Raw genomic sequence first — 20040 nt, 5'->3', positions numbered from 1 at the left:
GATGAGGGTAATAACTGTGCTTGAAGCCTACCGCAAACACTCCGAAGAGCGTGCCGCCCAGGGTATCGTGCCCCAGCCGCTGAACGCCGAACAAACCGCAGGCTTGGTCGAGCTGCTGAAGAACCCGCCCGCCGGCGAAGAAGCTTTCCTGGTAGACCTGATCACCAACCGCGTACCGCCGGGAGTGGACGAAGCCGCCTACGTGAAGGCCGGCTTCCTGTCCGCGCTGGCCAAGGGCGAAGCCAACTCGCCGCTGATCGACAAGAAGCGCGCCACCGAACTGCTGGGCACCATGCAGGGCGGCTACAACATCCATACCCTGGTCGACCTGCTGGACGACGCCGAGCTGGGCAGCGTGGCTGCCGAACAACTCAAGCACACCCTGCTGATGTTCGACGCCTTCCATGACGTGGCCGAGAAAGCCAAGAACGGCAACGCCCACGCCAAGGCCGTACTGCAATCCTGGGCCGACGGTGAGTGGTTCACCAAGCGCCCTGCGATCGCCGACAAGTACACCCTGACCGTGTTCAAGGTGCCTGGCGAAACCAATACCGACGACCTTTCCCCTGCCCCGGACGCCTGGTCGCGCCCAGATATCCCGCTGCACGCCCTGGCCATGCTGAAAATGGCCCGCGACGGCATCGTGCCCGAGCAGCAAGGCGCCATCGGCCCGCTCAAGCAGATCGAAGAAGTGAAAGCCAAGGGCTTCCCGGTTGCCTACGTGGGTGACGTGGTCGGTACCGGCTCCTCGCGTAAATCGGCCACCAACTCGGTGCTGTGGTTCTTCGGCGACGACATCCCGTACGTGCCGAACAAGCGCGCCGGTGGCTTCTGCTTCGGTACCAAGATCGCCCCGATCTTCTACAACACCATGGAAGACGCCGGCGCCCTGCCGATCGAGTTCGACGTGTCGAACCTGAACATGGGCGACGTGATCGACGTGTACCCGCACGCTGGCAAGGTGTGCAAGCACGGCACCGATGAAGTGTTGGCCACCTTCGAGCTGAAAACCCCTGTGCTGCTGGACGAAGTCCGCGCCGGCGGCCGTATTCCGCTGATCGTGGGTCGTGGCCTCACCGACAAGGCACGCGCCGAGCTGGGCCTGCCAACGGCCAACCTGTTCAAGCTGCCGGAAGCCCCGGTCGACACTGGCAAGGGTTACACCCTGGCTCAGAAGATGGTCGGCAAGGCCTGTGGCGTGGAGGGCGTGCGCCCTGGCACCTACTGCGAACCGAAGATGACCACCGTCGGCTCCCAGGACACCACTGGCCCGATGACCCGCGACGAGCTCAAAGACCTCGCTTGCCTGGGCTTCTCCGCTGACCTGGTGATGCAGTCCTTCTGCCACACCGCGGCCTACCCCAAGCCGATCGACGTCACCACCCACCACACCCTGCCCGACTTCATCCGCACCCGTGGCGGCGTGTCGCTGCGCCCGGGCGACGGCATCATCCACAGCTGGCTGAACCGCATGCTGCTGCCGGATACCGTGGGCACCGGTGGTGACTCCCACACCCGCTTCCCGATCGGCATTTCCTTCCCGGCCGGTTCCGGCCTGGTTGCGTTCGCCGCCGCCACTGGCGTGATGCCGCTGGACATGCCGGAATCCGTACTGGTTCGTTTCAAGGGCAAGATGCAGCCAGGCATCACCCTGCGCGACCTGGTTCACGCGATTCCGTACTACGCCATCCAGAAAGGCCTGCTCACCGTCGAGAAGAAAGGCAAGAAGAACGCCTTCTCCGGCCGCATCCTGGAAATCGAAGGCCTGGACGATCTGACCGTCGAGCAGGCATTCGAACTGTCCGATGCTTCGGCCGAGCGCTCTGCCGCCGGTTGCACCATCAAGTTGCCGGAAAAGGCCATCGCCGAGTACCTGCAGTCCAACATCACCCTGCTGCGCTGGATGATCAGCGAAGGCTACGGTGATGCCCGTACCCTGGAGCGTCGCGCTCAGGCGATGGAAGCCTGGATCGCCAACCCGGAACTGCTGGCCGCCGACGCTGATGCCGAATACGCTGAAGTGATCGAGATCGACCTGTCCGAAGTGAAAGAGCCTGTGCTCTGCGCACCGAACGACCCGGACGACGCCCGCCTGCTGTCCACGGTGGCTGGCGAGAAGATCGACGAAGTGTTCATCGGCTCGTGCATGACCAACATCGGCCACTTCCGCGCCGCGGGCAAGTTGCTGGACAAGGTCAAGGGTGCCATCCCGACTCGCCTGTGGCTGTCGCCGCCCACCAAGATGGACGCGCACCAGCTCACCGAGGAAGGCTACTACGGCATCTACGGCAAGGCCGGCGCGCGCATGGAAATGCCAGGCTGCTCGCTGTGCATGGGTAACCAGGCACGCGTGGCCGCCAACTCCACGGTGGTGTCCACCTCCACCCGTAACTTCCCCAACCGCCTGGGCGATGGTGCCAACGTGTACCTGGCCTCCGCGGAACTGGCGGCGGTTGCGTCGATCATGGGCAAGCTGCCTACGGTCGAGGAGTACATGCAGTACGCGCAGAACATCGACAGCATGGCTGCCGACGTTTACCGCTACCTGAGCTTCGACCAGATCGCCGATTTCCGTGATGCTGCGGAAAAAGCCAAGATCCCGGTCGTTCAGGCGTAAGGCTTTGAGCTGCAAGCTGTAAGCTTCAAGTTGCAAGAAAAACCCGCCGTCACTGGCGGGTTTTTTTATGGGCGAGGTTTCATCGTTCCTACGCGGCCAAAGCATCCCCTATCAGCGTGAGGTCGACGCCTTGATCCGGAGCAGGCGCAGCCTCAGGCGCAAACACAAGGTTCTGTGAAGCGAGGGTCTGGCGAAAATCCCCCGCCAGCGCCACTTCGAACCGGTTGCCTTCGTCGTCTGTCTCAGTGGAGCGCAGGTAGGTACGGTCACTCGTTACGCTGTAGGCAAGCTTCAGCGTGCCCGCTGTGCCATCACCCAGCCCGGTAAACCCCAGCGCTGACACGTCGATTCGGTCGGCGGAGACGAGGAAATCCTGGATCACGTCCACCCCGGTGTGGGTGCTGTCACCCACCTGCCGGTAAAGAAAAGTATCAGCCCCGGCGTCGCCGGTAAGCAGGTCGCCACCGCCCTCACCTTGGATTACATCATCACCGGCGTCTGCATGGAGGTCGTCCCGCTGTGCGCTCCCGATCATCACATCGTCGAGCAGGGTGCCATAGCTAAAAGTCCTGGGTGCATCGGTAGCGCCTGTTTGCGGCGTTGACGGGGCCAGGATAAACGCATCGGCCAATGCCGGAACAAAGCCTGGATGCAGCCCATCCTCATAGGCATCCAGCAGGGTAATGACGAAACGGTTTCCCGCCGCGTCGGCCTCCAGGGATTCGACCGTGGTACGGTCGGTTGCAGCGTCGTAGGTCACTCTGAGGCTACCGTCATGGCCATCCCCTATACGGGTAAAGCCCAAGGCGGAGACGTCAATCAGGTCAGCCTCCGTCATGCTGAGGTCAGCTACCCTGTCGATGTGTTCGGTGTGGCTCGCCGTGTTGATGCCAGAGTCGGCCATACGCGTGTATACCCATGTGTCCTGGCCTGCGCCACCCGTCAGGCGATCTGCGCCACTTCCCCCCTGCAAGCGATCGTCACCCGCGCCGCCGGTCAGCGTGTCATCACCCCCGCGCCCTACCAGCAGCTCGCCGCTGAGGCGTGTGGCGATAAGCGTGTCAGGGCCGCCGGTGCCGTTTTGGCGGCCAACGAAATCAGCGTCGGCCAGGCGGTCTCGGTAGTCGCCCGCGAGCGCCAGCTTGAACCGATAGCCATCGGCATCGGCGTCCAGGCTTTGCAGGTAGGTGGTTTCGTTGCTGGTGTTGTAGGTGAGCCGCACAGTGCCGTTGTGCCCATCGCCGAGCCCGTGCAAGCCCAGCGCAGCGAGGTCGAGGTAGTCTTGCCCGGGGGCGAAATCCAGGAGGCGATCATGCGCATCCCCTGTGCTGCTGGCGTAGCTATCCTGCCGACGGGCATACATGAACACATCGTCGCCCGCGCCGCCGGTGAGGCGGTCCGCGCCCTTGTCACCCTGGAGCACATCGTCGTTCCCAGCGCCATCGAGAGTGTCGCGGCCGGCGCCCGCCTTCAACATCTCGACTGCGGCCGTCCCGTTGAGATGGTCGGTGGCCTGCGTACCCACTAACGTGAAAGCGGGCAGCGAGGACAACAGATTCACATAGGCCTGGTCAGTCGCCAGATACCCACTATGCAAATTGCTGAGCGTGTTACCCAGCCCGGCGCGGTAAGGGTCTTCGCTGGCAGGTGCCTGGCGGTCGTCCAGCCCGTAGGTTGACTGCTCGCCACCAACGATGGTGTTTCTGGCCAGGTCCAGCACGTTATCAGCGCTATAAACTCTCCCCTCGCTATTGGTGTAGCTGCCGACCAGGATTTCCGGGGCCGGGCCGGCTTGCGCGTTACCGTGCACATAGTTGCTATACACCTTCTGCTCGTGCGTGCCCAGCAAGGCGATGCCCTGGCGGCCGTTGTCGTAAATCTCGACCTCACTGATGGTGCCGCCCCTGAACCCTTGGATACTGATGCCCGTACCGCCATTGCCATGCACCTTACCCCCAACAATGCCTTCCTGCTGCCAGCGGGACCGCTCCGGGTCAGGCTGATCTACCCCGGTGATCACCAGGCCGCTGCCTGCATTGTCGTACGCATCGTTGCTGCCGAACGTGAACGCTTGCTCCCTGCTAGGCGGCAGGCTTGCGCTGGTGTAGGCAGCCGCCACCACATTGAAACCATCGCCGCCGTTGCGATACGCCTCGTTGTCACGGAAGCTGATGGTGTCGTCGCGCACCTGCCGGGGTTGGAACTCGGTGGCAAAGCCATCGCCGTCGTTGTCATGGGCCAGGCTGTCATTCACGTTCGTTGCGAACGTGAGCGCCTGGGCGCGCAGGCCATCGCCGCTCAGGTACTGCAGTTCAACGCCGGCGAGGGTAAGGCCAACGGTATGCGCTGTATCGCCGGTGGCACTGCCGGTCACGATGCCGTCGACCGTACCGCCGGTGTTGGCCTTGTTGCCGTCGAGCGTGAGGTTGCGGATAGAGGCATTGAGCGTATTGGCGTCACTCACAGTGTGAATCAGCCCCGCGATGTCTTCGCTTGAGCCATCGGCCAGCTTGAGTATGGCCAGGCCCATCCGCTCGCCATTGAGGTTCACATTACTTTTGAGGGTAAGGCAGCCCCCATCGTCGTTCGCGCCACTGAGCATGTAGGTGCCCTGCGGCACATACACTTGGCCGCCGCCTGCCTTGGCGGCGGCATCGATCGCCTGCTGAATGGCCTGGGTATCGTCGGCGATGCCATCGCCTTTGGCGCCGTAGTCGCGTACGTTGAAGAGTCTTGCCATGACCGCTACCTCCGTCTCGAAATAGGGGTCAGGCCGAATTTTCCAGAGGCGGGGACGTGTTACTGCAACAGACTGATGCACGCGCAGCGCGGCTTGGAGGGGCACAACCCCGAAAGGGTACAGGGGAGCGTAGCTCAGCAAGCCGAAGGCAGCGGGGGTAGCGACGGGCAGCCCGGTTCCGGTTCGAACGCGCCCTGGGGTAAGTGAAAATAACGGCTACGCTTACACGCCTATCTGGAAAAAGGAGCACATGGATGAAAACCCGAACATTGGGCCAAGGCCTGGAGGTATCGGCCATAGGCCTGGGCTGTATGGGCATGAGCTTCGCCTATGGCGGAGCGCCGGAGGCCGAATCGATCAAAACCCTGCACCATGCTTTGGAGTTGGGCGTGACCTTCTGGGATACGGCTGAGGTATACGGCCCGTTCGAGAACGAGGAGCTACTGGGCAAGGCGCTGAAGGGCCGCCGCGATCAGGTCCAGGTAGCCACCAAGTTTGGCTTCAGGATTTCCGATCAAGGCGTGGGGCGGGAACGCATCGCTGGCGTGGACAGCCGCCCGGAGCATATCCGCGAGGCGGTGGAAGGTTCACTCAAGCGGCTGGGCATCGAAACCATCGACCTGCTGTACCAGCACCGGGTGGACCCTGCCGTGCCGATCGAGGATACCGTGGGCGCCATGGCCGAGCTGGTCAATGCAGGCAAGGTCCGCTTCCTCGGGTTGTCAGAGGCCTCGGCCACCACGCTGCGGCGCGCCCATGCCGTGCACCCGATCACGGCGCTGCAGTCGGAGTATTCACTGTGGTATCGCGAAGCTGAAAAGGAAGTGCTGCCTACCTGCGCCGAATTCGGCATCGGGTTTGTGCCATACAGCCCGTTGGGCCGAGGGTTCCTTACGGGCAAGTTGAAGGTCGAGGAGCTGGACGAGAAAGACATGCGCCGCGGCTTGCCACGCTTCCAGGACGAAGCCCTCAAGCAGAACATGCGCCTGGTAGACGCCTTGAATCAGCAGGCTGAGCAACGCGGCTGCACTGCGGCGCAGCTCGCGCTGGCTTGGCTGCTCGCGCAAAAACCCTGGATTGCACCCATACCGGGAGCAAGAAAGATTCACCACCTGGCGGATAACGCCGGTGCAGCCGGCATTGAGCTGGACAGCGACACGCAACAGGCCATTTCTCAAGCCTTGCCAGCCGACGCTATCGTGGGTGAGCGGTACGATGAAAAGAACCAGCGCATGACCAACCTGTGAAGGGGCGCCGGGGCTACCGCAAAGCAGGCGCCCCGGCGATAAACCTCATAGTTCAGTAATGATCTGCCCCTGGAAATGGACGATATCGCCGGCTTCCACGTTCAAAAAGCGCACGCGCCGGGCGCTTTGAGCGGGATGGAACGACGTCCAGAAACCTCCCTGTGGCTCACTCAAGGCACCCACTCGATAACCCCGGTGATCGCGCAGCACGAATTCGAAGGTATCTGGGTCTGCCTGATTGCCTTCGAGCTCGATTTTCCAGAGGTCGGACACCTCGGCAACCTTGTAGAACCCCACATAGCCATTGCGGCTGATCCCGACCTTTGCCCCGTCATACCGGGTACCTGGTGCGGCACTGATGTTGTAATACAGGCGGTTACCCGCCGTTTTGACATAGTCGAAACGGAACAAGGTGCCTTCTTCCTGGTCGCTCTGAATCAGCCATCCATCCCCAGCCAGGGATGAGTCCTGCAAATAACCGACCGGATAAAAACCCTCTCCGGTGGTGCTCAGCAGTGTTGCAATGAAGGACTTTCCTGCGATTTCGGCCATTTGGGCCTCCTGTGGCTCGCTTATGTTGACGTCAGCGCTTTCTCAAGCGCTGGGCGAACATAAGCGGCCCACAGGTCCCTTCACAGCCGGAACCATGCCCTCCCCGAGAGAAGGGCCGGGTTCACTCAGGCCACGGTGTGGGACACCGCGGGGCTGAGCGCAAGGTCGGCCAGCTCGCGGTTGGCCACGGCATACATGGCGTAATCGCTGCCGGTTGCCGCGCGAAGGTCATCGAGGATGGCGCGCCAGCGTTCTACATGCACGCGGTGCTGTTCCAGCCACAGGGATACCCTGGCGTCCACGTCCTCCGGCGCGTCCTGCAACTGCAGTACCGAGATGGTGATTGCCCGCTGCTGCAGGTCCAGGTCATCGCGGAACGCCTCCCGCGCCAGCGCTTGCCAGTTGCTCTGCACCGGCAGGCTGCTGATCTGTTGCAGGTACCAGTTCAGGTCCAGCGCACTGCCGCTGGCGAAGAACGCCTTGGCCACACTGGCGGCACTTTGACCGGTGAGGTCCGAGGCCTCGATGATCGGCAGCAGGTTGTAGAGGTAGGTGGTACCCGCGACCATGCGCGCCAGCAATTCGGGCACTCCTGCCTCCACGTACGCCTGGTAGCGGGTTTCCCACTGGCGCTGAGTTGGCCCCTGCAGCAACTCGTTAAGCTTGAGGCCCAACGCGGTGATGTGCGGGCCGAAATGCGCCACGTCACGGCCAGCGTCCTGGTCACTGCGGCGGTTGCGCAGGAACCAGCGCGTTGCCCGGCGCCCAAGGCGCATCAGCTCTTCCATGAGGCTGAGCTGGATATCGGCTGGCACCTGGTAGTCCAGCGCTTCGATCTGACGGAACCAATGGGGCAAGTGGAAGATGTCACGCACTACTACATAGGCGCCGGCCACGTCTGCCGCGCTCATGCCAGTGGACTCCTTCAACCGCTGCACGAAGGTGATGCCCATGTGGTTCACCAGGTCGTTGGCGATCTGGGTGCTCACGATTTCGCGCTTCAGGCGATGGCGGCGCATGGCCGGGCCGTACTTGGCCACCAGGCTTGGCGGGAACGCGGTTTCCATGTCCCGGGTGAGGTAGTCGTCATCCGGTACGCGGGAGTTGAGCAGGGTCTCCTTGAGGTCGATCTTGCTGTAAGAGATCAACACGCACAGCTCGGCGCGGGTCAGGCCCTGGCCGGCCGCGGCGCGTTCGGCCAGCTGTTCTTCGTTGGGCAGGAACTCGATGGCCCGGTCCAGCTTGCCCCGGCTTTCAAGGTCGGCGATCAGCCGCTTGTACTCGGCCAGGCGATCGTTGGCGCGGCGAGCGGCAATGGACAGCGCCTGGGTCTGCTTGTAGTTGTTGCCGAGCACCAGGTGCGCAACCTCGTCGGTCATGCTGCCCAGCAGTTCGTTGCGCTGCTTCTCGGTAAGGTCGCCTGCGGCCACCGCCTCGTTGAGCAGGATCTTGATGTTCACTTCATGGTCGGAGCAGTCAACCCCGCCGGCATTGTCGATGAAGTCGGTATTGGTAGCGCCGCCGTTGAGGCCGAACTCCACCCGGCCCAGCTGGGTCATGCCCAGGTTGCCGCCCTCGCCCACCACCTTGCAGCGAAGCTCGTCGCCATTCACGCGCAGCGCATCGTTGGCCTTGTCGCCCACGTCGGCGTGGCTTTCCTCGCTGGACTTCACATAGGTGCCGATACCGCCGTTCCACAGCAGGTCCACCGGGGCCTTGAGCAAGGCGTGCAACAGCTCGGTCGGGGTGAGGCGGTCAGCCTTGATGTCGAACCGGGCTTTCATTTCCGGGCTGACAGCGATGCTTTTGGCGCTGCGCTGGAAGATACCGCCACCGGCGGAAATCAACGAAGCGTCGTAGTCGCTCCAGGCCGAGCGTGGCAGGTTGAACAGGCGCTGGCGCTCTGCAAAGCTGCTGGCCGCATCCGGGTTGGGGTCGATGAAAATATGCAGGTGGTTGAAAGCGGCCACCAGTTGCAACTTGTCGGACATCAGCAGGCCATTGCCGAACACATCGCCGGCCATGTCGCCGATACCGATCACGCTGATGTTGTCTTTCTGCACATCGATGCCACGCTCACGGAAGTGGCGCTGCACGCCCACCCAGGCACCGCGGGCGGTGATGCCCATGCCTTTGTGGTCATAGCCGGCCGAACCACCGGAAGCGAAAGCGTCGCCCAGCCAGAAGCCGTAGCTCAAGGCAATGCCGTTGGCGATGTCGGAGAAGGTCGCAGTGCCTTTGTCCGCGGCGACCACCAGGTATGGGTCGTCGCTGTCGTGACGCACCACGTTGGCCGGCGGCACAACCTCCCCTTCCTTGAGGTTATCGGTGATGTCCAGCAAGCCGGAAATGAAGATCCGGTAGCAGGCGATCGCCTCGTTCTGCACCTCGTCGCGGCTGCCGCCCTGGGGCAAGCGCCGCGGAATGAACCCACCCTTGGCGCCCAGCGGCACGATCACGGAGTTTTTCACCTGCTGCGCCTTCACCAGGCCCAGCACTTCGGTACGGTAGTCTTCTTCTCGGTCCGACCAGCGCAGGCCACCGCGGGCCACGTTGCCGAAGCGCAGGTGCACCCCTTCCACTCGCGGGGAGTACACGAAGATCTCGAACTTGGGCACCGGCCGTGGCAGCTCGGGAATCAACGCCGGGTTGAACTTGAAGCTGAAATAGCGCTTGGGCTGGCCGTTGGCGTCGGGCTGATAGAAGTTGGTGCGCTGGGTGGCCTTGATCAGGTCCAGGTAGCGCCGCAGGATACGGTCCTCGGCGAGCACCTGAACGTCGTCCAGTGCGGTGAGGATCGCCTGCTCCAGCCGTTGCTGCTTGTCGTCCAGGTCGTCGCCGGCCAACTTGCGGGCCAGGTAGAAGCGGGTTTTGAACAGGCGGGTAAGCTCGCGGGCGATGTCCGTGTGGTTGTTCAGCGCGGCGGCGATGTACCCAAGGTCGAAGCCCAGGCGGATTTGCTTCAGGTAGCGGGCGTAGGCACGCAGCAGCGCCACGTCTCGCCACGGCAGGCCGGCCGTGAGCACCAGCCGGTTGAAGGCATCGTTCTCTGCCTCACCGTTGACGATGTGCACGAACGCATCCTGCAAGGTGTCGTTGAGCTGTTGCAGGTCCAGCTTCAGGCCTTCGGCATAGGTGAAGGCAAAATCGTGAATCCAGAACTCGCGCCCGTTGCGATTGCGCAGGCGGTATGGGAATTCACCCAGCACGCGCAGCCCGAGGTTTTCAAGGATCGGCAGTACGTCCGAGAGCGCCAGCGGCACGTCGGCGTGGTACAGCTTGCAATGCAACTGGCGCTCGCCACCCTGGGCCAACGGTTGGTAGAAGCTCATCACCAGTGGCCGGGCATCCGAAAGCGCCTGCAGGTGCTGCATGTCGACCACGGCCGAATGCGCGGCAAACCGCTCGCGATAGCCGGCCGGGAAGCCTTTCGGGAACTCGGCCAGCAGGTTGGTGCCCTGGGCCTCGCCGAAGTTTTCGATGGTGAGGGCGTGGTAGTCGTCCTGCCAGGAGCGGCAGGCTTGCACCACTTCGCGCTCCAGTTGCTGCGGGTCGATGTCCTGGCGGTTGGCGGGGTCTACCCGAAGAATCAGCTGTACCCGGGCCAGCACGGACTCGGAGAAGAACGTCCAGAACTCGCAGTCGCTGGCCTTGAGCCGATCCATCAACACTTGCTGGATTTTCTGCCGCACTTCGGTCGAATACACGTCGCGCGGCACGTAGGCCAGGCAGTAGTAGAAGCGGCCGTAGGGGTCCTTGCGCAGGAACACGCGAATCTTCGCCCGTTCCTGGATTTGCACAATGGACATTACAGTGTTGAACAGCTCGTCCACGGGTGTCTGGAACAGGTCGTCACGAGGCAGCACCTCGACCACTTGAGCCAGTTCCTTGCCCAGGTGTGCGCGCATGTCGAAGCCCGAGCGGCGTTCGATCTCGGCGACCTTGCTGCGCACGTACGGGATCTGTTGCACCGTGGTGGCGTATACCGCCGAGGTGTACAGGCCCATGAAGCGGCATTCCTTGATTACCCGGCCGTCGGCATCGATCTGCCGGATCGATACGTAATCGGGGTAGGCCGGACGGTGCACACGGCTGGGCTGCGCGGCCTTGGCGAAGGACAGCAGCAGCGGTTCACGCAGGTATTTGACGGCAAAGTCCTCGATGCGCAGGTCTTCGGCGCTGAGGCCAGCACGCAGAAGGCGCGGCAAACCCAGGAAAGACTGTTCGTCGTACACCAGATGAGCGCCCTGGGCGTCTTCACGTACTTCGAATTCTTCGTAGCCCAGGAAGGTGAAGTTGTTGTCCACCAACCATTCGAGGAAAATCTTCACCTCAGCTTTTTCAGCGCCATCCACCGGCCAGGCACTATTGTCGACCATGGCCAGCATGTCGTGGACCCGAGCCTTCATGGGTTCGAAGTCGGCGACCGTGGCGCGTACCTCGCCCAGCACTTCCAGCAGCGCCGCCGCCAAGCCAGCCAGCCCCGCAGCCGTGGCGCAGCGGTTGATCTCCAGGTACATCAGCGATTCCTGGGCTATGCCCTCGCCCTGGGTGTTCTTCGGCATTACCTCCAGCAATTCGCCGCCCGGGCCACGACGCACACTCAGGACGGCGGTTTGCAGGGTATGAATGCTGTAACCGCGACGATTGAGCTCGGTGCGCACAGAGTCCACCAGGAACGGAAGGTCCTGATGCAGCACCTCGACCACGCTATGGGTGGATTGCCAGCCGTGGCGCTCGTAATCGGGGTTGTACACCCTCACCTGAGGCTGCGCGGGCTCGAACCGCTGCATCAGGCGCCAAGCCGAAAGGGTGCAGCCGGCGAGGTCGGACAGCCGCCGCTGGGTCAGCTCGTCAAGGGAAATGATGCCGAAGAACTGATCGGCGAACAGGGCTACTTGTGGCAGGGCCTGCTCGTCAACGTGCTGGGCCAGGACCGCCTGCAGTTGATGCTGGAAGTCGGCTTTACTGGCCGCGGTGAAAAACGCCATCTGTGGTACTCCGCTCGGGCTTTGTATTTGGTGGAAGCGTAGCGTGTATCCCTCGTCGGGCCGGTGGATGACCGCAAGCCGTGCAAGGGAGATGAAGCTTTTGGGTCATGACAATGGAGGATGGTTCAGCGTGCAGCGCCAGTGTCATGGACAGTTCAGCTTAGCGACACATCCCCTGTGACATCTTGCCACAGGGCGACATATTCGGTCAGCCTCGGGTTGCACTTGGCGCAACCCTGCCTTGAGCTGCAAGGGGCAAGGGGCAAGCGGGAAGCGGGAAGCGGGAAGCGGGAAGCGGGAAGCGGGAAGCGGGAACATGCCCCACCGCGTATCACCGTGCACCACGGCGGCGCGTGAAAAGCTTGCGCCACGCTACGACAGGCGCTGAAGCGGTCCAGCGTGATCACCTGTAACAGGGGTTTCATCCAGCTTGCGCACACTAACGCCGTACAACCGCACACCTTTGCCTGATTCTTGCTAGCCCAATGACAACCCTGACACCTGAACGACGGCGAGCAGTGCGCAGTTCTCGTCCAAGCCCGGCCATAGCCCTGGGCCCTGGCCTTCCCCGGCGAGACGTCTCCTCATGCGCAAGATCCTGATTGGCATTCTGGTGTTTCCCGGTTTTCAGCTGCTGGACATCGCAGGGCCGCGCAACGCGTTCGGCGAAGTGCGCGTGCTGGGCGAGCATCAATACGAAATCGTGACAGTGGGTACCACGCGCACGCCGCTGCGGTCGGCGTGCGGTTTGACAGTAGTCGCCGACCGTAGCATCTACGAGCCCTGCCCCTTCTTCGATACCCTCCTCGTGCCTGGCGGCATGGGCGTGTACGACGTGTATGAAGACCCCCGCGTGGCCGCCTGGGTGGGCCGCCAGGCCAAGCGTTGCCGACGGTTGGCTGCTGCCTGCAGCGGGGTGTTCGTGCTGGGCGGTGCCGGTTTGCTCGACCAGCGCAAGGTGACCAGCCACTGGAGCGAAGCGGCCCGGTTACGCGCGGCGTTTCCCCAGGCGAGGGTATACGCCGAGCCGTTGCGCCTGAAGGACGGCCCCGTGTACACAAGCGCGGGCGCCAGCGCTTCGATGGATCTGGCCCTGTTGCTGATCGAAGAAGATTTCGGCCGGCGGTTTGCTCTCAAGGTGGCCAAATACCTGTTGGTGTATTTGCAGCGGCCGGGAGGGCAGGCACAATTCGGCCCCCTGCTCGACCGCCAGGCGCATGGCGATGCGCAGGTGCACGCGGTGCGTGACTACGTGATCGATCGGTTGCAGCACCCCCACACCCTCGCCTCACTGGCTGAGCGCGTGCATATGAGCCCGCGCAACCTTACCCGCCTTTTCAGCAAGCAGACCGGCATCACGCCCATGGCGTTCGTCAATGATGCGCGCATCGACGCGGCCCGCGAGCTGCTCGAAACCACCGACCTGCCGGTAAGCGCGGTGGCCGAGCGCTGCGGCATCGACAGCGCCGACAACCTGCGGCGCATATTCGGCAAGCGCCTGGGGCTGAGCCCGCTGGAATACCGCCAGCGTTTTCAGGTGATGGCCAGCCAGGCGGACCTGGAAGCCGCGCCCGGGCCCTTGCCTGCGCCCATGATGTCCTGAGCATGTGCCGGGCTGTGCAAAGCGTGCCGGCGTGCCACAATGGCGGCACTTTTCGTGGAAGCCTGACCATGCATATGAAAGCCGCCCTATTGATGGGCAACCCTTGCGACGAGGAAGAGGACGACCTGGCACTGCTGTGCTGCCAGGGTACCGACGGCGAAATGCTGTTGTTGTCGCGGGCGCCAGGCGAGGACGACGTGGAGCTGGTGTGGGACGAGCAGTCCATCCTTGTACGGGATTTCAAGGTGACCCTCAGCGAAAGCCGCTTGATCATCGACCTTCCTGCGGACGCCGAGGCGCCGTTCTCGAACGTGCAGCTGGTTGCGGACCTGGAAGATGCCGTGGCTGACCTGGACGACGCCGAGGCTGCGCTGCGCGTGATCCTCGAAGGTACGGGAACCTTTGTTCAGGAGTGAGCCAACGGTGATCTTCGACGCCCATTGCCACATCATCGACCCCCGTTTTCCCCTTGTCCCCAATCAGGGCTACCTGCCGCCAGCCTTCGACGCGGCAGCTTACCAGGCCCAGGCCGTGGCACTGGGCATTGCAGGCGGCGCGGTGGTTTCCGGCTCGTTCCAGGGCTTCGATCAAAGCTACCTGATCGATGCGCTGGGCCGCCTCGGCGAAGGCTTCGTCGGGGTGACCCAGGTGCCCGCGGACATCACCGACGATGCCCTTGCTGAACTTGACGCGCACCGCGTGCGCGCCCTGCGCTTCAACCTGCGGCGTGGCGGTTCCGAGCCTTTGGAGCAACTGGAGCGCATGGCCGTTCGTGTTCATCAGGGCTTCGGCTGGCATGTGGAACTGTACGTCGATAGCCGCGACCTGGCCGAACTGGCGCCACGCCTTTCGCGCCTGCCCGCCTTGAGTATCGACCACCTGGGCTTGAGCGCCGACGGCCTGCCACACTTGCTGCGGCTGGTCGAACAAGGGGCGCGTGTGAAAGCCTGCGGCTTCGGCCGGGTCGACTTCCCCGTGGCGGCAGCGCTGCAACAGCTTCACGCCGCCAACCCCGAAGCGCTGATGTTCGGCAGCGACCTGCCCTCTACCCGCGCGCCAAGGCCGTTCGAAGCAGCGGATATCACCTTGATTGGCGAAGCGTTGGGAGAAGCGGCAGCGCGCGCGGTGCTCTGGGAAAACGCCCGGCGGTTTTACCGGCTGGCCTGAGGCCAACTTTAGGGGCTCAGCTCACCCTGTAGGACTGGGCGGAGCCCGGGAATGGCATCGGCTGCGCTGTACTACCCGAAATACTGCAACCATACCGAAAACACGCCAAGCACCGCCCACACGCCGGTGAAAATCCACGGGGTGCGCATGGAGAACAGCAGCGACTGCCTGTAGCCCTTCTCCTGGGCTTCGTGCTTGCTGAACAGCGGGGAGTCGTCGTACGCCATGCCCATGGCGGGCTCGGCGCGCAGCAGCTGGTACTGCTTGAAATGCCAGTGGTCAATGATGTCGTAGGCAGCGCGGATGCCGGGCCAGGCATGCAGCGAACTCACGATGCCCAGCAGCGCCAGGATCGGCGGCACCACCAAAGTGAATAACTTGCCCCAGTCCGGGTTCAGGTTGGCCATCGACGAGGCATAAGCGATCACCAGGAACGATTGCGCAGACAAATAGGCGTTTGTGCGGTTAGACATCAGCGAGGTTTCGTACTGGATCTCGTTGCGGTAAAAATCCAGCCGGGCCTTCGGCGTGCCGAACATGGCGTTCTCGCTCGCTTCCTGGGCCTGGCTGGGTGTTTCGGGCAGTTCTGTAATGATCTTGCTCATGGGCTTCCGTGGTATCGAACCCAAGGGTGGCACTGGCGCCACCGGCTCAGGTTTTCATGTTCAGCTTCTTGCGCATGGTGGCGGTGATGGTTTGCCGTACCTTGGCATAACCAGCCCAGGGGTCATTGCCTTCCATTTCCCCCAGGCGCTCGTGAATGTTGTGGATGTTCCACTGGTTGCCGCCCTTCAGTTCCGCCACTTCCTCGCGGAACACCGGCACCGATACGGGCAACCCTTCGCGGGTGCGCGCAGCGAAGGCGCAAATGGTGGTAGCACCCTGAGAATTGCGCAGGTAATCCACAAAAATCTTGCCTACGCGGTTCTTGGGGCCCGACACCGCCGAGAACCGATCGGGCAACAGTTTGGCCAGATGGTTCACCACGGCCTGGGAGAACGCCTTCACGCTGTCCCAGTCATCCTTGGGCTTGAGCGGCACCACAATGTGCATCCCCTTGCCTCCGCTGGTCTTGAGAAAGCTCTTGAGGCCCAGCTCGTCGAGGATGGTCAGCGTAAGCTGGGTAGCTTCCACCATGGCCTTCCACGGCAAAGCCGGGTCTGGGTCCAGGTCGAGAATGAAGCGGTCCGGGTGCTGCCCGTCCTTGGCAGTGGCATTCCAGGTGTGAAATTCCACCGTGCTCATCTGCACCGCGCCGATCAACGCCTCCGGGTTGTCGACGATCATCACCGGCTGCCCGGAAAACTCCGAGCCCAGGCTGGTTACCCCGGGAATTTTCAGCCGCTCGGCGTGCTTCTGGAAGAACAGCTCACCGGCAATACCCTCTGGCGCCCTTACCAACGCCACTGGCCGTTGCTTGAGGTGAGGGAGAATCCACGCTGCCACTTGGGCGTAATACTGGGCCAACTGCAACTTGGTGGTGCCGCTGGTGGCGTCGATCACCCGGTCTGGATGGGTAATGCGTACCTCGCCGGCAGTGGCTTCGTTCTTTCCTGCCTTGGCCTTTTTTGGTGCTGCTGGCTTGGAGGCTGCTTTCTTCGCGGGCTTTTCTGCAGCCTTGTCGTCTGGCTTGAGCTGGCTCGCTTCCACGGGGGTCTCCTGGGTGATCTCGGTGGCAGGCTTGTCCTGGCGAAGGCCATGGAACACTGCATGGCGTACCGAACCCTCGCGGGTCATCTCGGCATATGCGACCTCGGCGAGAAGTGATGGCTCGAGCCAATGCACCCCCCGCGCCTCGGCGCCGGTGGGCGGGTTGCCGACGGCCGGCTTTTTCACTTCAAGCGGGCGCAGTTCGGCCAGGATGCTTTTGAGCGTGGCCTCGTTGAAGCCCGTGCCTACCTTGCCGGCGTAGCGCAATTTGCCGCTGTCGGCGTCATGCAGCCCCAGCAGTAGCGCCCCAAAGCCATTGCGTGCGCCCTTGGGCTCGGTGTAGCCGATGATCACGAATTCCTGCCGGTGCTTGCACTTGAGCTTGATCCAGTCGTTGCTGCGCCGGTTGACGTAGGCGCTGCCGAGGCGCTTGCCGATCAGCCCTTCCATTTTCATCGAGCAGGCGCTGTCGAGCAGCGCCGTGGCCGATTCATCGAAACTGGCCGAGAAGCGAAGCGCCTCGTCTTCGTGCTGCTTGAGCACGGCTTCCAGCGCGGCGCGGCGCTGCTCTACCGGCACACCCGAGAGATCCATGCCGTTGAGGTACATCAGGTCGAACAGGTAGAACACAATGGACTCGGCCCGGCTGGTCTCGAAGGCATTCTGCAGCGCCTGGAAATCCGGAACACCGTCTTCATTGGCCACCACTACTTCACCGTCCAGCCAGGCAGAATCCAGCCCAAGCGCCTCCAGGGCACGGGCCTGCCGGGGCATCTTCGCCGTCCAGTCATGGCCATTGCGGGTGAACAACCTGGCCTCGCCGTTCTCGATCCGGGCCAGGATGCGGTAACCGTCAAACTTGATCTCGTAGCTCCATTCACCCGCTGGCGCGGTTTCCACCAGCGTGGCCAGTTCGGGCTTCAAGGTTTCCGGCATGGGTGCTGCCACGGCGCCTTCCAGGGTGGCAGCCTTTTCGGCATGTTTGCCGGTGGCACGGGTTCTGGCAGGTGCCTTCACGGGCGCAGCCGATGCCTTTCTCGACCGGGCGGCCTTGCCACGCACCTTGGGCACCAAGGTACGGTCGCTCAGTACGCTGTCCGGGGCGGCTTCCAACACGTCGTACTCGTCGTGGTCGCGCGCAGCATCGTCGTGGGACTTGATCAGGAACCACTGGGTCTTGTTGCCGCTCATGTGGGTGCGCACCAGGTTCCACACGCCGCTGAGCTTTTCACCCTGAAGGCGGAACTTGAGCTTGCCCTTCTCGAACGCCTTGTGGGGCTCGTCTTCGGGCTCCCATACGCCGCGGTCCCAAACGATCACGTCTCCTGCTCCGTAATGCCCCTCAGGTATGTGCCCTTCGAAGCTGGCGTAGTCGATGGGGTGGTCCTCTACCTGAATGGCCAGGCGCCGATCGCGGGGGTCCAGCGACGGGCCCTTGGGCACTGCCCAGCTTTTCAGCGTCCCATCCAGTTCCAGGCGGAAATCGTAATGAAGGTGGCTGGCGTCGTGCTTCTGGATGCAGAACTGCAGGGCACGATCGTCCACGGCCGCCTTGCGCCCATGGCCGCCCCCCGAAGGCTCTGGCGTGGCTTCGAAATCACGCTTGCGGTTGTATTCCTGCAGGGCGTCACTCATGTCGCGGCCTCCTTGATCACCTAGGATTGTGAAGCGATGTCGCCGTTGGAGTTCCCCCCGCCAGCCGACCGGCGGGCTGAAACGATTGAACGGCAGCGCAACCGTGCGGCCCAACCCGAACTACCCTGAAAATTGCCGTGTCAGCGCCCGCAGAGGCGCACCTGATGGAGAACCACTCATGTCGAAAAAGCCTCTGCCCTCGACCGAGGGTAACGCCGGGCACTTGCCCTTCTCCCGCCGCTTGCTTCTCCAGGCCATGGGCGTAGGCGGGACCGCCGCAGCCTTGGGTGGTGGCCTTGTAGCTGCCGCGCAGGCCGCTGACGTGCAGAACGCCGTACCAGCCGAGCCCGGCGAGCAAACCCTCTCGCTCAAGGTCAACGGCCAACCGCAAACGCTGCAAGTGGACCCGCGCACTACCCTGTTGGATGCGTTGCGCGACCGCCTGCAACTTACCGGCACCAAGAAGGGCTGCGACCATGGCCAGTGCGGCGCCTGCACCGTGCATGTGAACGGCCGGCGAGTGAACAGCTGCCTGAGCCTGGCGCTGATGCACGACGGTGATGACATCACCACCATCGAAGGCCTGGGCACGCCGGACAAACTTCACCCCATGCAGGTGGCGTTCGTAGAGCAGGACGCCTACCAGTGCGGCTACTGCACCAGCGGGCAGATCATGTCGGCGGTGGCCCTGGCCCATGAGCCATACGGTGACTCCGCGGCGGAAATCAAGGAAGCCATGAGCGGCAACATCTGCCGCTGTGGGGCGTACTCGCACATCCTTGCTGCCATTGAACACACCCGCAAAGCCTGAGGCCGCCACCATGCAGAACTTTACCTTCACCCGCGCCAGCAGCGCGGAGCAGGCGGTGCGACTGGCCGCCACCACGCAAACCGCTCAGCAGGGCGCGCAAGTGCGCTTTATCGCGGGCGGCACCACCCTCACCGACCTAATGAAGCTTGGGGTTGAACACCCCGAGCAGGTGGTGGACATCAACCGGTTGCCCTTGGCCGATGTGAGCGATACGGCCGATGGCGGCCTGCGGATCGGCGCGCTGGTGCGCAACAGCGACCTGGCTTGGCATCCAAGAGTGAAAAACGAATACCCAGTATTGTCCCAGGCGTTGCTGTCGGGCGCCTCCGCCCAGCTGCGCAACATGGCCACCACTGGCGGCAACCTGCTGCAGCGCACCCGCTGCATGTACTTTCGCGACAACCTCAGCGCTTGCAACAAACGTGAACCCGGCACCGGCTGCTCGGCCATCGACGGCGCCAACCGGAACCTGGCTGTATTCGGCACCAGCGAGCACTGCATCGCCAGCAACCCTTCGGACATGAACGTGGCCCTCACCACCTTGCAGGCCCAGGTGCATATCCAGGGCAGCGCTGGTGAGCGCGTGGTGCCGATCAGTGAGTTCTTCCTGCTGCCAGGCGACACGCCTCATCTTGAAACCGTGCTGCAGCCTGGCGACTTGATCACGGCAGTGACCCTGCCGCCGCCCGTCAAAGGGGCGCATTCGGCGTATCTCAAACTGCGCGACCGAGCCTCCTACGAGTTTGCCCTGGCCTCTGCCGCCGTGCTGTTGCGCGTGGACGACGGCCGCGTGGCCGAAGCTCGGATCACCCTGGGCGGCGTAGGCACCCGCCCCTGGCGGGCCACGGAGGCAGAGCAGGCGTTGATCGGCCGGCCGGCGACCGCTGCAAGTTGGCAGTTGGCCGCTGAAGCGGCCGTACGCAATGCCACCCCACAAAGCGAGAACGGCTTCAAGGTGGAACTGGCCAAGCGCTGCGTGGCGCATTGCCTGACCACCGTGGCGCTGACGGCGCAAACCGCATGAGCG

General features: G+C 63.1%; 12 protein-coding genes. 7 read left to right on the top strand and 5 right to left on the bottom strand.

Annotation, left to right across the window (positions count from 1 at the left end; translation table 11 throughout):
• The first annotated feature begins 16 nt into the window (after positions 1–16).
• A complete protein-coding gene (gene acnB / locus LG385_RS07095) occupies positions 17–2617 on the top strand; it encodes a bifunctional aconitate hydratase 2/2-methylisocitrate dehydratase (RefSeq protein ID WP_181116961.1) in 2601 nt (866 codons plus the stop codon).
• Between the two features lie 88 nt (positions 2618–2705).
• Here the strand turns inward: acnB and LG385_RS25515 are convergent, their stop codons facing one another.
• Entirely contained in the window at positions 2706–5357 is a 2652-nt protein-coding gene (locus tag LG385_RS25515) for a glycosyl hydrolase family 28-related protein (protein ID WP_318781386.1), read from the bottom strand.
• Positions 5358–5611: 254 nt separating this feature from the next.
• Between LG385_RS25515 and LG385_RS07070 the strand changes: the two genes are divergently transcribed.
• On the top strand, positions 5612–6604 hold the full coding sequence (locus LG385_RS07070; protein WP_225773568.1) for an aldo/keto reductase: 993 nt from the start codon (positions 5612–5614) through the stop codon (positions 6602–6604).
• A 45-nt stretch (positions 6605–6649) separates the two neighbouring features.
• On the opposite strand, the gene LG385_RS07065 is transcribed toward LG385_RS07070, so the two are convergent.
• Positions 6650–7156 carry a hypothetical protein gene (locus tag LG385_RS07065; RefSeq protein ID WP_225773565.1) on the bottom strand — a complete coding sequence of 169 codons (507 nt, stop codon included), beginning with the start codon at positions 7154–7156 and terminating at the stop codon, positions 6650–6652.
• Between the two features lie 125 nt (positions 7157–7281).
• A complete protein-coding gene (locus LG385_RS07060; RefSeq protein ID WP_225773563.1) occupies positions 7282–12147 on the bottom strand; it encodes an NAD-glutamate dehydrogenase in 4866 nt (1621 codons plus the stop codon).
• Between the two features lie 586 nt (positions 12148–12733).
• On the opposite strand from LG385_RS07060, the gene LG385_RS07055 reads away from it, so the two are divergent.
• From LG385_RS07055 to LG385_RS07045, 3 genes are all read left to right on the top strand, one after another.
• Positions 12734–13750, top strand: a complete 1017-nt coding sequence (locus LG385_RS07055) for a GlxA family transcriptional regulator (protein WP_225773561.1) — start codon at positions 12734–12736, stop codon at positions 13748–13750.
• Between the two features lie 68 nt (positions 13751–13818).
• Positions 13819–14166 (top strand): hypothetical protein, encoded by a 348-nt coding sequence (locus LG385_RS07050; RefSeq protein WP_181116917.1) that lies wholly within the window; start codon positions 13819–13821, stop codon positions 14164–14166.
• A gap of 7 nt (positions 14167–14173) precedes the next feature.
• Entirely contained in the window at positions 14174–14917 is a 744-nt protein-coding gene (locus LG385_RS07045) for an amidohydrolase family protein (RefSeq protein ID WP_225773560.1), read from the top strand.
• Between the two features lie 71 nt (positions 14918–14988).
• Here the strand turns inward: LG385_RS07045 and LG385_RS07040 are convergent, their stop codons facing one another.
• Positions 14989–15522, bottom strand: a complete 534-nt coding sequence (locus LG385_RS07040; RefSeq protein WP_225773558.1) for a hypothetical protein — start codon at positions 15520–15522, stop codon at positions 14989–14991.
• A gap of 46 nt (positions 15523–15568) precedes the next feature.
• The gene (gene ligD, locus LG385_RS07035; RefSeq protein ID WP_225773556.1) at positions 15569–18202 is read right to left on the bottom strand and encodes a DNA ligase D; all 2634 of its coding nucleotides are present in this window, start codon (positions 18200–18202) and stop codon (positions 15569–15571) included.
• Between the two features lie 178 nt (positions 18203–18380).
• Here ligD and LG385_RS07030 point away from each other — a divergent pair, with 178 nt between their 5' ends.
• Positions 18381–19013: a (2Fe-2S)-binding protein gene (locus LG385_RS07030; RefSeq protein ID WP_225773554.1), complete on the top strand. Its 633-nt coding sequence runs from the start codon at positions 18381–18383 to the stop codon at positions 19011–19013.
• Between the two features lie 10 nt (positions 19014–19023).
• Positions 19024–20037: an FAD binding domain-containing protein gene (locus LG385_RS07025; RefSeq protein ID WP_225773553.1), complete on the top strand. Its 1014-nt coding sequence runs from the start codon at positions 19024–19026 to the stop codon at positions 20035–20037.
• Positions 20038–20040: the final 3 nt, after the last annotated feature.

The sequence above is a fragment of the Pseudomonas sp. Marseille-Q5115 genome (assembly GCF_916618905.1).
Classification (GTDB): Bacteria; Pseudomonadota; Gammaproteobacteria; order Pseudomonadales; family Pseudomonadaceae; genus Aquipseudomonas; species Aquipseudomonas japonica_A.
The sequence above is the reverse complement of the archived record's forward strand: the minus strand, read 5'-3'. Positions and strand labels throughout refer to the sequence as shown.